The organism is Mariprofundus sp. NF (assembly GCF_013387455.1).
Classification (GTDB): domain Bacteria; phylum Pseudomonadota; class Zetaproteobacteria; order Mariprofundales; family Mariprofundaceae; genus Mariprofundus.
Genome location: NZ_VWNC01000005.1, coordinates 81,568 through 94,202 on the forward strand (window position 1 = coordinate 81,568; position 12,635 = coordinate 94,202).

Sequence of the window (12,635 nt, forward strand, 5' to 3'; positions counted from 1 at the left end):
AAACTTCCTGCAGCGGAGGCAGAGTTTTCTAACTGTGCATCGTTGTCGGACTGTTTGGACAATGTTCAGCGTTGCTCTGGATTGTTACAGTGCTCAGCTATGAATATTGCAGTTTATATTTCAGGGCATGGATTCGGGCATCTGGCGCAGATGGCACCGGTGCTCAATCGGATTCACCAGATCAGACCGGAGTGCCGGTTTCTGATTCGCTGTGCATTGTCAGAGGGAGAGTTAAGGGCTCGTCTCGATTTTGATTTTGAGCTTGATGCTGAGTCAGTTGATATCGGCGTGATTCAGAAAAGTGCCATTGAAGAGGATCGGGATGGCTCCATTGCGCTGATGCGAGAGTGGACAGCTACGATGGCTGATCGCATTGAACGTGAAATAGATGTTCTGAACAGATTTAAACCTTCGCTTGTCTTCTCCAATATCTCACCACTGGCCTTTCCTGCAGCCAGAGCATTGGGCATCCCCTCAGCTGGACTGGCAACACTGGACTGGTTCACCATCTATTCGCACTGGCTTGAGACGGATGATCCGGTCATTACAACTCTAAAAGAGGCCTATGAAATGTGTGATCTCTTGCTCACACCACCGATGGCCATGGATATGGATCAGTTTCCCAGACGCCAGTCTATTCCATTGATTGCAGCCCATCCTTCGGTTGACACATCACCGTTTGAACGCACCAGAAAGCATGTCGCGCTGGTGATTTTTGGTGGTTCGAATCAACCCGCTTTTGATATTAAGGCTCTGGCAGCGATGGATGCGTGGCAGTTTTTGATTCCTTCTGCCCTGCATGAGGCGCCGGAGAATGTTACCTCGATTAGTTTTGGCTCCGGCTGCATGGCGGTGGATCTTATGCCGTTTGTTGATGTGGTAGTCTGTAAACCCGGTTACGGTATTCTGGCCGAAAGCTGGCGAACAGGGACCCCCATGGCATGGGTGGAGCGGCCTGATTTTCCTGAATATCCGATGTTAAAGGGCTGGCTTGAGGGTGTTTTTCCCAGCCATGGCATGAATCGCACAGATTTTGGCAAGGGGTGCTGGTTATCAGCCTTAAGCGGCGCACTTGCTTCAACGCGTCAGTTTCCTGATCTGCATGAGGATGATGGTGCAATAGTTGCGGCTAACGCTGTTCTCTCCCGGTTTAAGGGGTAAATTCATCGTGCCGGTGTAATGTTTGCATCTGCCAATTCCGGTTTTATCGGCTACAATAGCCCTATGAGCAAGTATCAAACAACGGGTAATCCCAACGTCATGGACCTTTTTGTTGTGGTCGCCACCTGTCTGGCCGTACTGTTTCTGGCCTTTCCTCTCAATATTGATGCCCAGGCTTGCGGTAAAGCGGAGAGTGCCAGTGTGCAGCCTGCCAAGGTAGAGAAAGCTGTGCAGCCAGTTAGCGAAGAGATGGCTGAGCCGCCGATTACAAAAGCCAAGCGTGAGCAGCCCGTGAAGAGAGAGAAGAGCAGGGCGCCGGTTAAGGTGGTTCATTCTGAGCCTCTCCCTCTGCAGGAGAAGCAGCCTCAACAGGCCAAGACAGAGCAGGAGGCTTCAGCTGTGGAAAGTTCGGGTGAAAAACAGATCGCAGTTGATATTGAGAGCTTGAAAACGCGATTGAAAGAGACCGATGCTATTGGCGTTTTTACCAAGCTGGCCATTCGCAGCGACATTCTTGATCTGGTGGATGAGATTAATCGCCACCGCAAAAAGAACAAACTTGAACTGAAAATTGCCGAGATGCGAGCCAGTTTTGATGGTCTGTTGCTAAAGATGGTTGCACTGCTTGAGAGGGATCCAAATCTCTCCCGTGATCTTTATGTGAGCCGGGAGTCGATCTGGAAAAGTTTGCTGGAGGTGAAGGTATGAAAAGATATTTGATAGTTCTGTTGGCAGTGATGTTCATGATACCTGCGGCACATGCCGTGACCAAAGCCGAAGATATTGCCACTACGATTATGCTGCGCGGGCACGCATGCCCCGGCAGAACCGTGAGCAATATCAGTGAGCGCGAAGATGCCAGTGGCAATAAAACCATTCAGGCGACCTGTGCAGATGGGGCCCGTTATCAGGTCAATGTATCCGCTGATGGCAGGGTCACTGTGCAGCGATTGAATTGATTATTAGTCAGAGCAGCAGTCACTAGCAGCTGAAACGTGTCATAACCTTATGGCGCAAGGCGTGGCGCATCGCTACACTGCCGCCCCAATGAGTAAGATTAAGCAAACCCACATTCGCAACTTTTCTATTATCGCCCATATCGACCATGGCAAGTCTACCCTTGCCGACCGTTTGATTGAGATCACTGGTACGCTCTCCGAGCGCGAGATGAAAACCAAGCAGGTTCTCGACTCCATGGATCTGGAGCAGGAGCGCGGTATTACCATCAAAGCGCAGACTGCTACTTTGAACTACACCGCAAAAAATGGTGAGACCTATCAGCTTAACCTGATTGATACCCCTGGTCATGTGGATTTCACCTATGAGGTCTCCCGCTCGCTGCAGGCCTGTGAAGGTGCGCTGCTGATTGTTGATGCGGCGCAGGGTGTCGAGGCGCAGACACTGGCTAATGTCTATCTGGCGATGGAGAATGATCTCGAAATTATTCCGGTGATCAACAAGATCGATCTACCGAGCGCGGATATTGAGGAAGCCAAGCGTCAGATTGAAGATGTTATTGGACTGGATGCATCCTACGCTATTCCGATCTCCGCTAAAACCGGCATTGGTATTATCGATGTGCTGGAAGCGGTTGTTGAACATGTTCCTCCGCCTGAAGACCATGATGATAAACCACTACGAGCGCTGGTGGTGGACTCCTGGTTTGACTCCTATGTGGGGGCAGTGGCACTGATTCGCGTTTTTGAGGGCACAGTGAAAAAGGGCGACAGGTTCCGCCTGATGTCGATGCCAACAGCCGCCTCCTATGAAGTGCAGGATGTCGGTTATTTCGTGCCTACACCATTCTCTACACCACAGCTGGATTCAGGTGCCGTGGGTTTTCTCATTGGTGGTATCAAAACACTGGCTGACCTGAAAGTAGGTGACACCCTCACCACGCTGAAAAATGGTGCGACCGAGCCGCTGCCGGGTTACCGAGAGCCCAAGCCTATGGTTTTCTCCGGTCTCTACCCGGTCGATTCTGCCGATTACAATGATCTGCGTGACTCGCTGGAAAAACTGAATATGAATGATCCGGCTTTCACCTTTGAACCTGAGGCCTCCTCAGCACTGGGTCTTGGTTTCCGCTGTGGTTTCCTCGGCATGCTGCACATGGAAATTGTGCAGGAGCGACTGGAGCGGGAGTATGATCTTGATCTGATTACCACGGCGCCGAGTGTGATTTATCGCATCCATAAATCCGATGGTACGGTGATTGAGATCTCTAATCCGAGTGAGTTCCCTGAACCGCTGGATATCGATCGCATTGAAGAGCCTACGGTGCTGGCCAATATCTTTATGCCGGAAGAGTTTGTCGGCACCATGATCAAGCTCTGCCAGGATCGACGTGGCATGCAGCAGGATATGAAATTTATCGGCCAGGGGCGTGTGATGCTCACCTATAGCATCCCACTGGCTGAGATGGTGATCGATTTTTACGATAAGCTTAAATCGGTATCACGCGGTTATGCATCGATGGATTATGAGCTCTCCGAGTTCACTGTCAGTGATGTGGTGAAGCTTGATGTGCTGGTGCATGCTGAACCTGTAGATGCGCTTTCGCTGATTGTACATCGCTCCATTGCCGAGTCGCGTGGTCGCGATCTGGTTAAGAAACTGCGTGAGTTGATTCCACGTCATCAGTTTGATGTTCCCTTGCAGGCTGCAATCGGTAGCCGTATCTTGGCCCGTGAGACAGTCAAAGGTGTGCGTAAGAATGTGACGGCCAAATGTTACGGCGGCGATATTTCGCGTAAACGCAAGCTGCTGGAGAAGCAGAAGGCGGGTAAGAAGCGGATGAAGTCGATCGGTAGTGTTAACGTGCCGCAGGAAGCGTTCCTGGCTGTGCTCAAGCTGGGGGATGGCAAGTGACAAGGCCTGTTGCCATGAGAACACGAGTGAAGCGCTGCTGCCCGAAATGGGGGCAGGCAAGGCGCGAGGAGTGCGGTTTGGTGAATCCAAATAAGCGACGAGCAACGATGCATGAGCCCATTTCGGGCGCAGCCCTGCGGGACGGGCCATTTTTCCATCCGGCTACGTTATCGCTCTCTTGCGTGCAACAAGCACGCCACGCTCGCAAAGCCTTGCCGGGCCGAAAAAATGACCACGTCGCTACAGTCGTGTTCTCATGGTAACAGGCCCTGACAAACCGGTATGGCGGGAGTGGCTTGAGAGCTTGCTGATCATCGCTGTGCTGGCGATAACTATTCGCAGCTTTGTGGTTGCTCCGTTCAAAATCCCCTCTACCAGCATGGTGCCAACCCTTGAGATTGGCGATTACCTGTTTGTGTTGCGTTACCCCTACGGCTTCCGCATTCCTCTCACCGATATCCAGATTCTCTCCAAAGAGGCCAACCGTGGTGATGTGGCGGTGTTCGTCTATCCAGAGGATAAGAGTAAGGATTATATTAAACGTATCGTCGGTATTCCCGGTGATGTGGTCACCTATCGCGACAACAAACTATCGGTGAATGGCAAAGAGATGCCACTGGTGGAGAAGGGTAAACGTGCCTATTACATGGCCGATGGTACAGCTGATGTTTCTGGCCTCTATGAAGAGAATCTCTCAGGCGTTAAACATCATGTGCTGCGCAAAGATTATTCCATTCGCGATGGTGAGTGGACCGTGCCGGCAGGGCACTACTTTGCAGTCGGTGATAACCGCAATAATTCTCGTGATTCCCGTTTCTGGGGTTTTGTGCCGCAGGCTTACATGGTTGGACGTGCTGCGATCATCTGGTGGTCGTGGGACGGTTTCAAGAGTGAAGTTCGCTGGGATCGTTTAGGTCTTGTCCTTGAATAAGCGCCTGTTGTCCGCTTCATTCCTGATTGAGACGGGGTCAAACGAGCGCGGCTTCTCCATGGTTAAAACACTATTCTGGCTGGCGCTGGTGGGTTTTGCTATCTGGTATGGCGCGCTGGTTTTTCAGGCTCACTACACCAACTGGAAAGTGCAGGATGTCTTTGACAGCGTGCCTGAGAAGATGAGCAATGCCAGCGAGGCGGCTATTCGTGCCCGTCTGCCACAGCTGTTCAATGTGATGTATCTATCTCCATCTGATCTGCCACCAGAATTTCAGGATAACCTGGTCATCCGCCGCGAAGGTTCGATGCTTGAGATATCTTCCAGTTACTCGGTTGTGATCTGGCCACTGGGTCCTGTGCAGGCTGTGGATGAAGAGGGCAGATATAATATTGATCAGCTGGAGGGGATGGATATTGTGCGTGATAAGCTGCGCACCGATATCGAGTTTGAGCCTTATGCGATCTCCAACAAATAACGCTGTGACGTTTTCCTGACCATGGGTGAAGCATCGACTGCAGGCGCCACCAAACAGGCTCTGCAGAAGCGAATCCATTATAGTTTTACAGATCAGGCTCTGCTTACCCGTGCTTTGACGCACCGTTCTGCATCCATTGCCATGGGCGGCAAACATATGGAGCGCCTGGAGTTTCTCGGTGATGCTGTATTGGGGCTGGTGATCTCTGAAATTCTGCACGGCCGTTTTCCCGATAGCCCTGAGGGTGAACTCTCACGTATGCGTTCGGCACTGGTGAGAAAGGAAGGGCTGCTTGAGGTGGCCAAAGCCTGGCAGCTTATTCCGCATCTGATTGTCGGTGATAGTGAGCGCACAAAGCGAGGCATTAAATCACCCTCGATTGGAGCTAATGCTGTTGAGGCGCTGATTGGTGCTATCTTTGAGGATGGCGGTTGGGAGTCAGCCCGCAAGGTTGTGCAAACGGCGTGGGCAGCGATGCTTGTGGATATCGATAGGGTGGATACCCGCGATGCCAAGTCCCGTCTGCAGGAGCTAACCCAGGCCAATGGCTGGGGTTTGCCGGAGTATGAGTTGATTGATCGCGGTGTCGGCATCTCACCGCGTTTTGAAGCGCGCTGTAGTGTGCAGGAGAAGGCGGCAGGCAGAGGTTTTGGTGAGCGCAAGAAACAGGCAGAGATTGAAGCTGCGGAGCAGGCATGGAGAGAGTTGAAAGTATGAGTGATAGCGAAAGAGATGGCGAGAATGATGGTGATTTCCACTGCGGCACAGTTGCGCTATTAGGGCGCCCCAATGTAGGTAAATCGACACTGATGAATAAGATTATCGGTGCCAAGGTAGCGATTGTAACACCCAAGCCACAGACCACGCGCCACCGTATCTTAGGTATTCTCTCCGATGATGAGAGACAGATGATCTTTGTCGATACACCGGGTATCCATCAGGGCAGCAAACAGCTTAATAAGAATATGGTGCGTATCGCTTATGCAGCAGCAGAAGAGTCTGATGTGCTGGCGATTATGCAGGATGCCAGTGTTCCTCTGGATGCTCAGACGCGCATGCTGATTGAGCGTTTTGCCGATGGCCGCTTAACGCAGCCGCGCATTCATATTTTGAACAAGGTGGATAAAGCCAACAAGGACAGACTGTTGCCGCGTCTACTGGAAATTCAGCGACTCGATCCCGGAGCTAAGGCCTATATACCGGTCTCTGCCAAAAAAGGGTCTCAGGTTGACGGGCTGATCAAGGAGATCACCAAATACCTGCCTCAGCAGCCGGCGATCCATGATCCCGACTGGTTTACCGATCAGAGCCAGCGCCAGCTTGCCGCAGAATATGTGCGCGAGCAGGTATTCCTCTCCATGCATCAGGAGATCCCATTTCAGACGGCTGTGGATATCGAACGCTTTGAAGAGCATGGCGATATGATCGAAATTGATGCCGTGATTCTGGTCGGCGCCGAACGCCACAAGCCGATGCTGATCGGCAAGGGCGGCGACCGTATGAAAACGGTTGGCACCCGCGCACGTCAGGGTCTTGAAGAGATCCTCGGCTGCAAAGTCCGCCTCAACCTCTGGGCTAAGGTGGATGAAGACTGGTTCAATCACCCCGGCAAACTGATAGATCTCGGCTTGGGGGCTGATCAGTAGACCGCTTGTCTCTTCCTAGCTGATTACATATACTTGCATGTATATGTGTTGTCAGGAGGTAAGTTATGGGTCAAGTCACAGTATATCTTGATGACAAAACCGAAGCAGAGATGAATTCGGCGGTTAAGGCTTCAGGTATATCTAAGAGCAAATGGGTGGCGCGCATAATCCATGAGAAGGCGGGCAGTGAATGGCCCGAGTCTGTAGCTCAATTAGCAGGTGCCTGGCCTGACTTTCCATCTGCAGAAGAAATTCGCGGCACATCCGGAGATGATGCCAAGCGAGAACCTTTCTGATGTATGTTCTCGATACAAATACGTTGATCTACTATTTCAAGGGCATGGGTCAAGTATCAGAGCAATTATTGAAACACCCGCCTAGAGACATAGCCATTCCATCCATTGTGTTATACGAACTGGAAGTGGGTTTGGCTAAATCGATAGCACCTGAAAAGCGTCGTCAGCAGCTTGAAACGTTAACTGAGCTTGTCATAGTCTTACCGTTGGGAGACAGAGAAGCGAAGTCTGCTGCCATGATTCGCGCATCTTTGGAGCTGGCAGGGAGACCCATTGGCCCGATGGACACGCTGATTGCTGGTACTACTTTGGCACATCAGGGCATACTTGTTACGCACAATACAAAAGAATTTTCACGCATTGATGGTTTACAGATTACTGATTGGTATTGATGAGAAATCAATGGAGTCAGACTCGATTGAAATATAACGAAGAGACAAAACCATCCGATCAACCCAGCGCGTACAGTATTTCTGTTGGGGCGAAAGTAGGGTATGGCTGAGATTCAGGATAGGGCACTGCTGGTCAGGCGAATTCCTTATGGGGATACGTCGCTGATTTGCCATTTTATTACTGAACATCACGGGCGTATCGCGTTGATGGCGAGAGGGGCGAGGCGTCCGAAAAGTGCTTTTCGTGCCAGCCTTGAACCGTTGTATGAGTTGCAGATCGGCTGGCGACCGGGTCGCACCGGCATGGGCACACTCACTGATGTGAATCGGGGTGCAGCGCTGTTGCAACCGGCACAGATGCTCGGTGGGCAAGAGCTGATTGCGATTGCATCGCGCCTGTTTCAGGAGGGCGATTCGCACGGCTATGAGGAGTTGCACTCCGCCCTGCAACTGCTTGCGGTTAGTAGTCAGCAACCGCTGCTCGTGGCGGTTTGGAAACTGCTTGAACAGACCGGCTGGCTGGGTGATATGTCGTGCTGCTGGCACTGTGGAACAGAGGAAAATGGCAGCATGTTCTGGAAGCAGGGGCATCTGCTCTGTGGCGCATGCGGTCAAGGTATGGAAATATCCGCAGGTCTGAGAAAAACTGTTGCCGCACTCATGCATGGCGAGCGGGTGATGCTCTCCGAAGCCAATGCCGGAAGATGGCGGGAGATGATTCGCCTGATCCTGCAGCAGCACGGCATCAAGGCCACTGACAGCTTTAAAGTGTGAGTGTTTTTTTTTACCGCAAAGTACGCAAAGGTTCGCAGAGGAAGCATTTATAATATTGGAGAACCAGGTGCTTTGGAATTATCCATGCATGCCGAACCACAAAGCGGGTGTTTTTAATGATTTTCCTTTGCGTAACTTTGCGTACTCTGTGGAGACAGGTTTTGAATTTAGATCTAAGGAAGAGAATATGATCAGTCTAGGTGTAAATATCGATCACATTGCCACAATCCGGCAGGCGCGCGGTACTATGTATCCCGATCCGCTGGATGCGGTATCGATCTGTCTGGAGAGTGGTGCCAACAGCATCACCGCGCATCTGCGCGAGGATCGCCGTCATATTCAGGATCACGATATTGAACGTCTTGCCGCTATACCCGGTCTGCATCTGAATATGGAGATGGGTGTAACCGATGAGATGGTGGCGATCTGTGAACGTCTGGCGCCTGCTGCCTGCTGTCTGGTGCCGGAGAAGCGCGAAGAGTTGACCACTGAAGGTGGCCTGGATGTGGTCGGGCATATGGCGCGTCTGGCGCCTGCTGTTGCGCGACTCAGTGCAGCCGGTGTGCGCGTATCGATGTTTATCGATCCGATTGCCGAGCAGATCAGGGCAAGTCGGGAGATCGGGGCAGCCGTGGTTGAGCTGCATACAGGCCACTATGCTAACTATAGCGGTGAAGCGCAGGCCAAAGAGTTAAGAGCACTTACCGAAGGGGCCAAGCTGGCCAGTGAGATAGGTCTGATTGTGCATGCCGGTCACGGGCTGACGCTGGAAAATACACCGGCGATCTGTGCTATTCCTGAAATCGAAGAGCTTAATATCGGTCACGCCATTATTGCCGATGCGATCTTTAAAGGTTTGGGGCAGTCAGTAGCCGATTTCAGAGCGGTGATGGATCGCTGATGGCAATCTTCGGTATCGGCACTGATCGCGTGGTGATCGCCCGTATCGCCGCCTCGCTCGAGCGTTTCGGTGATCGCTTTGTGGATCGTGTCTACACTGAGGAAGAAGTTGAGCAGGCCCGAGCCAAAGGCAATGTTGCACGCCGACTGGCGATGCTCTTTGCTGCCAAAGAGGCTGCCTCCAAGGCGCTCGGTACAGGCTTTCGCCACGGTATTACCCTGCGAGATATAGAGACCATTCATCAGGCTTCCGGCAAACCTGAGATTATTCTGCACGGTGTGGCTGCCAAGATGGCTGCTGAGCTGGGTATACAAACAGTTCATCTCTCCCTGACCGACGATGATGGTATCGCCATGGCATTTGCCATTGCCGAGTCAGGCCATTAAACAAAAATCAGAGTCTTACATGTCTCGCCTGTGGGCTCTGCTGCTCCTCTCTTATTGTGCGCTGATCTTCTACCTCTCCAGTCAGCCTATGCTGCCTGTTCCTGATCTTTTCAACATGCAGGATAAGTTTATTCATGCTGGTGCATATGCTTTAATGGCTTTTCTTTTCTGGCGTGCAGGCTGGATCTATGTTTCTGATTATGCCCGTTTCACACCCGCTTTCTTAGCGTTTTCTGCTGTTCTTTTTGCTGCGCTGTATGGTGCCAGTGATGAGTGGCACCAGTCCTTTGTAGCTGGTCGCGACGCCTCATTTCTTGACTGGCTTGCTGATCTTTTCGGGGCTCTGCTATTGACACTTACCCTCTGGAAAAGAGAGGCTGTAGCTATTGGACGTGTGTAAAAGTTAAGCGGGACGTCGGAAATCAACAATCTTTCGACGCAGGGGTGTGAATGAGTATTACCCGGATTTTAACTGCCGCCCAGATGCGCAGGGCGGATGAGATAGCGATAGAATCAGGCATTTCAGGTTTTGATCTGATGGATCGTGCCGGCCGTGCTGTTGCCGGTGTTGCGCTGAAAAATATGCCCGATTACGGCCGAGTTCTGATCCTTGCCGGGCCTGGCAATAATGGCGGTGATGGTTTTGCCGCCGCCCATCATCTGCGTAAGTACCGTATTCAGGTTACCGTCGTCTCACTGGTTCCTGTCGATTCAATCGTCGGGGATAGCAAGGCGCATGTGGAGCTGGCTATTAAGACCGGTGTTAAAATCAGGGAAGCGACATCCGTTGATGATATTTGTGAGGTGGAGCGCTGGCTTAGTCGTGCGGTAATGATTATCGATGCGATGTTTGGCACCGGTCTCTGCCGCCCGCTGGAAGGTTTGATGGCGGAGACGGTAGTTAGAATTAACAGTTGTGATCGTCCTGTTATCAGCATTGATATCGCCAGTGGTATCTGTGCAGATACAGGCGCTCTGCTTGGCGCGGCAGTCAATGCCACGATTACCCTGCCTCTTGCTGCCTCCAAATGGGGGCACTGGCTTGCTGAGGGACGTGATTATACCGGCCTTCTGCTTGATGCTGCAGATATCGGTATCAGTGATGAGATCATTCAATCCTGCTGGCATGCATCCTGTGATTGTGAGGATGATAACAACTGCTTCTGCGTCAACAGCACCTGTCTGATTAATAAAGAGTATCTTAGGGCAGCCTGGCCACCAAGGCCGCGTCTTTCCCATAAAGGATTTTTCGGTCATGTCTGTGTATTTGGTGGTTCAGTCGGATACACCGGTGCACCGCAACTGGCAGGACTTGGGGCCTATGCCGCTGGTGCCGGTCTGGCCAGCATCGCTTGCCCGGATGAGGTGTGGTCCATTGTTGCATCTGCCAACCTGGAGGTGATGGCACACCCTGAATCCTCCACCGCGTGGCAGAGGGCTGACGCTATTGTAGTTGGGCCCGGTTGGGGGCTGGAGAGGGATGCACTACTGGAATCGCTGCTTGCATCTGATAAGCCGATGGTTATTGATGCCGATGCCCTGAATATTATCGCTGTGAACCCTGCTCTGCAGGAGAAGGTTGCGACGCGTTCGGCTTTAACAGTGATAACACCGCATCCGGGTGAGGCGGCACGCTTGCTTGGGGTAGACGTCGGTGGGGTTCAGGATGACCGTAAACAGGCCGTGTTGCGTCTGGTTGGCCGTTATAACTGCTGGGTTGTATTGAAAGGATCTGAAACGCTGGTTGCATCACCACAGCGCGATATCTATCTCAATCCGTTCGGTTCGCCGCACCTTGCTGTGGCCGGTTCCGGAGATGTGCTTGCCGGTATGATCGGCGCCCAGCTTGCTCGCCGCAAAGGTGACGGCGCTACATTGGCTGAATTGATCTCATCGACAGTGGCCCTGCATGCCAAGGCGGGGGCGAAGGGGGGATGGTATCTTGCCGGTGAACTGGCTAAGCTTGTCTCTGACATGCGCCAGAAACTTGAAAAGGGGTGATGGCAGGGAGAAGTGATGGTGTCCAATATCTGTGATCTCAAGGTTTTGTAGATGCAGCATCAACTGAAAAAAGAAGAACGACCACTATCTCCACGTCTGAGTATCTACCGCTGGCATCCGACCATGATCGCCAGTCTTGCCCACCGCGCCAGTGGAGTGGCACTGGTGCTGTTTGTGCCGATCTACCTCTGGCTGTTGCGTGGCATGACCGGCAGCACAGAACAGTTTGATAACACACTGCTCTGGCTGCATTCGGGTTGGGGTAAACTCTTTCTCTGGCTAATGGGTGTGGCGCTGATCTACCACTTTATCAATGGCATTCGTTTTCTCTGTATCGATACAGGCTGGTTTGAGAGCCGCGCCGGACTGCGCAATACAGCCATGGCTGTGATAGCCACTGCAGCTGTCGCTGCTGCACTACTGCTGCTGGTGCTGTTATGAGAACGGTGAAAGAGCCGGGTTCAGCTCACAGCGGTCTCTCCGACTGGTACTGGCAGCGACTCTCTGCCGTTGTGCTGCTTCTGCTTCTGCCACTGCCATTTTTCCTGCTTGTCTCAGTCTATGGTGGCTCACTTAATCAGCAGTCACTGCTTGATATTGTCGATCATATCTACTCCAGAGTTCTGCATACGATTCTTATTCTGGCACTGATTATTCACGCCTATGCAGGTCTGAAGGTGATTCTTGAGGATTATATTCATCGCATATTCTGGCGCATTCCTCTGATTGGCGCGATGCTGGTGATGATGAGCGGTTTTGGTATCTGGTGGTTGGCTATTATTTGGGCCTGGGCATGAA

The 12,635-nt window shown here is 52.0% G+C and carries 17 protein-coding genes; all 17 read left to right on the forward strand.

Annotated features, from left to right (window positions below; genetic code table 11):
• Nucleotides 1-99: 99 nt before the first annotated feature.
• Nucleotides 100-1,161 (forward strand): hypothetical protein, encoded by a 1,062-nt coding sequence (locus tag F3F96_RS08495; RefSeq protein WP_176962835.1) that lies wholly within the window; start codon nt 100-102, stop codon nt 1,159-1,161.
• Nucleotides 1,162-1,224: 63 nt separating this feature from the next.
• On the forward strand, nt 1,225-1,869 hold the full coding sequence (locus F3F96_RS08500; RefSeq protein WP_176962836.1) for a hypothetical protein: 645 nt from the start codon (nt 1,225-1,227) through the stop codon (nt 1,867-1,869).
• Nucleotides 1,866-2,120 carry a hypothetical protein gene (locus F3F96_RS08505; protein ID WP_176962837.1) on the forward strand — a complete coding sequence of 85 codons (255 nt, stop codon included), beginning with the start codon at nt 1,866-1,868 and terminating at the stop codon, nt 2,118-2,120. Before F3F96_RS08500 ends, F3F96_RS08505 begins: the two co-directional genes overlap by 4 nt.
• Nucleotides 2,121-2,208: 88 nt before the next feature.
• Nucleotides 2,209-4,032, forward strand: coding sequence for a translation elongation factor 4 (gene lepA, locus F3F96_RS08510; protein ID WP_176962838.1), 1,824 nt, complete (start codon nt 2,209-2,211; stop codon nt 4,030-4,032).
• 256 nt (nt 4,033-4,288) lie between these two features.
• On the forward strand, nt 4,289-4,963 hold the full coding sequence (lepB, locus tag F3F96_RS08515; protein ID WP_176962839.1) for a signal peptidase I: 675 nt from the start codon (nt 4,289-4,291) through the stop codon (nt 4,961-4,963).
• A 7-nt stretch (nt 4,964-4,970) separates the two neighbouring features.
• A complete protein-coding gene (locus F3F96_RS08520) occupies nt 4,971-5,441 on the forward strand; it encodes a hypothetical protein (protein ID WP_176962840.1) in 471 nt (156 codons plus the stop codon).
• Nucleotides 5,442-5,462: 21 nt separating this feature from the next.
• The gene (gene rnc / locus F3F96_RS08525; RefSeq protein WP_176962841.1) at nt 5,463-6,158 is read left to right on the forward strand and encodes a ribonuclease III; all 696 of its coding nucleotides are present in this window, start codon (nt 5,463-5,465) and stop codon (nt 6,156-6,158) included.
• The gene (gene era, locus F3F96_RS08530; RefSeq protein WP_176962842.1) at nt 6,155-7,087 is read left to right on the forward strand and encodes a GTPase Era; all 933 of its coding nucleotides are present in this window, start codon (nt 6,155-6,157) and stop codon (nt 7,085-7,087) included. Before rnc ends, era begins: the two co-directional genes overlap by 4 nt.
• A 65-nt stretch (nt 7,088-7,152) precedes the next feature.
• Nucleotides 7,153-7,383, forward strand: a complete 231-nt coding sequence (locus tag F3F96_RS08535; protein WP_176962843.1) for a CopG family transcriptional regulator — start codon at nt 7,153-7,155, stop codon at nt 7,381-7,383.
• Complete coding sequence (locus tag F3F96_RS08540) at nt 7,380-7,775, forward strand: type II toxin-antitoxin system VapC family toxin (protein WP_176962944.1); 396 nt, start codon at nt 7,380-7,382, stop codon at nt 7,773-7,775. The genes F3F96_RS08535 and F3F96_RS08540 overlap by 4 nt, the downstream gene beginning before the upstream one ends.
• Nucleotides 7,776-7,877: 102 nt before the next feature.
• Nucleotides 7,878-8,549 (forward strand): DNA repair protein RecO, encoded by a 672-nt coding sequence (gene recO / locus F3F96_RS08545; protein ID WP_176962844.1) that lies wholly within the window; start codon nt 7,878-7,880, stop codon nt 8,547-8,549.
• Nucleotides 8,550-8,739: 190 nt separating this feature from the next.
• Entirely contained in the window at nt 8,740-9,450 is a 711-nt protein-coding gene (locus F3F96_RS08550; RefSeq protein ID WP_176962945.1) for a pyridoxine 5'-phosphate synthase, read from the forward strand.
• The gene (gene acpS, locus F3F96_RS08555; protein ID WP_176962845.1) at nt 9,450-9,836 is read left to right on the forward strand and encodes a holo-ACP synthase; all 387 of its coding nucleotides are present in this window, start codon (nt 9,450-9,452) and stop codon (nt 9,834-9,836) included. The genes F3F96_RS08550 and acpS overlap by 1 nt, the downstream gene beginning before the upstream one ends.
• A gap of 19 nt (nt 9,837-9,855) precedes the next feature.
• Nucleotides 9,856-10,236, forward strand: a complete 381-nt coding sequence (locus F3F96_RS08560; RefSeq protein ID WP_176962846.1) for a VanZ family protein — start codon at nt 9,856-9,858, stop codon at nt 10,234-10,236.
• Nucleotides 10,237-10,286: 50 nt separating this feature from the next.
• Nucleotides 10,287-11,837 carry an NAD(P)H-hydrate dehydratase gene (locus F3F96_RS08565; protein ID WP_176962847.1) on the forward strand — a complete coding sequence of 517 codons (1,551 nt, stop codon included), beginning with the start codon at nt 10,287-10,289 and terminating at the stop codon, nt 11,835-11,837.
• A 51-nt stretch (nt 11,838-11,888) separates the two neighbouring features.
• Nucleotides 11,889-12,278: a succinate dehydrogenase, cytochrome b556 subunit gene (gene sdhC / locus F3F96_RS08570; RefSeq protein ID WP_176962848.1), complete on the forward strand. Its 390-nt coding sequence runs from the start codon at nt 11,889-11,891 to the stop codon at nt 12,276-12,278.
• Nucleotides 12,275-12,634, forward strand: a complete 360-nt coding sequence (gene sdhD, locus F3F96_RS08575) for a succinate dehydrogenase, hydrophobic membrane anchor protein (RefSeq protein WP_176962849.1) — start codon at nt 12,275-12,277, stop codon at nt 12,632-12,634. The genes sdhC and sdhD overlap by 4 nt, the downstream gene beginning before the upstream one ends.
• The last annotated feature ends 1 nt before the right edge of the window (nt 12,635 follow it).

Bases quoted from the DNA above. Each gene is read 5' to 3' on its own strand.
- F3F96_RS08495 (WP_176962835.1), top strand. From the start codon at position 100: ATGAATATTGCAGTTTATATTTCAGGGCATGGATTCGGGCATCTGGCG.
- F3F96_RS08500 (WP_176962836.1), top strand. From the start codon at position 1,225: ATGAGCAAGTATCAAACAACGGGTAATCCCAACGTCATGGACCTTTTT.
- F3F96_RS08505 (WP_176962837.1), top strand. From the start codon at position 1,866: ATGAAAAGATATTTGATAGTTCTGTTGGCAGTGATGTTCATGATACCT.
- lepA (WP_176962838.1), top strand. From the start codon at position 2,209: ATGAGTAAGATTAAGCAAACCCACATTCGCAACTTTTCTATTATCGCC.
- lepB (WP_176962839.1), top strand. From the start codon at position 4,289: ATGGTAACAGGCCCTGACAAACCGGTATGGCGGGAGTGGCTTGAGAGC.
- rnc (WP_176962841.1), top strand. From the start codon at position 5,463: ATGGGTGAAGCATCGACTGCAGGCGCCACCAAACAGGCTCTGCAGAAG.
- era (WP_176962842.1), top strand. From the start codon at position 6,155: ATGAGTGATAGCGAAAGAGATGGCGAGAATGATGGTGATTTCCACTGC.
- F3F96_RS08535 (WP_176962843.1), top strand. From the start codon at position 7,153: ATGGGTCAAGTCACAGTATATCTTGATGACAAAACCGAAGCAGAGATG.
- recO (WP_176962844.1), top strand. From the start codon at position 7,878: ATGGCTGAGATTCAGGATAGGGCACTGCTGGTCAGGCGAATTCCTTAT.
- acpS (WP_176962845.1), top strand. From the start codon at position 9,450: ATGGCAATCTTCGGTATCGGCACTGATCGCGTGGTGATCGCCCGTATC.
- F3F96_RS08560 (WP_176962846.1), top strand. From the start codon at position 9,856: ATGTCTCGCCTGTGGGCTCTGCTGCTCCTCTCTTATTGTGCGCTGATC.
- F3F96_RS08565 (WP_176962847.1), top strand. From the start codon at position 10,287: ATGAGTATTACCCGGATTTTAACTGCCGCCCAGATGCGCAGGGCGGAT.
- sdhC (WP_176962848.1), top strand. From the start codon at position 11,889: ATGCAGCATCAACTGAAAAAAGAAGAACGACCACTATCTCCACGTCTG.
- sdhD (WP_176962849.1), top strand. From the start codon at position 12,275: ATGAGAACGGTGAAAGAGCCGGGTTCAGCTCACAGCGGTCTCTCCGAC.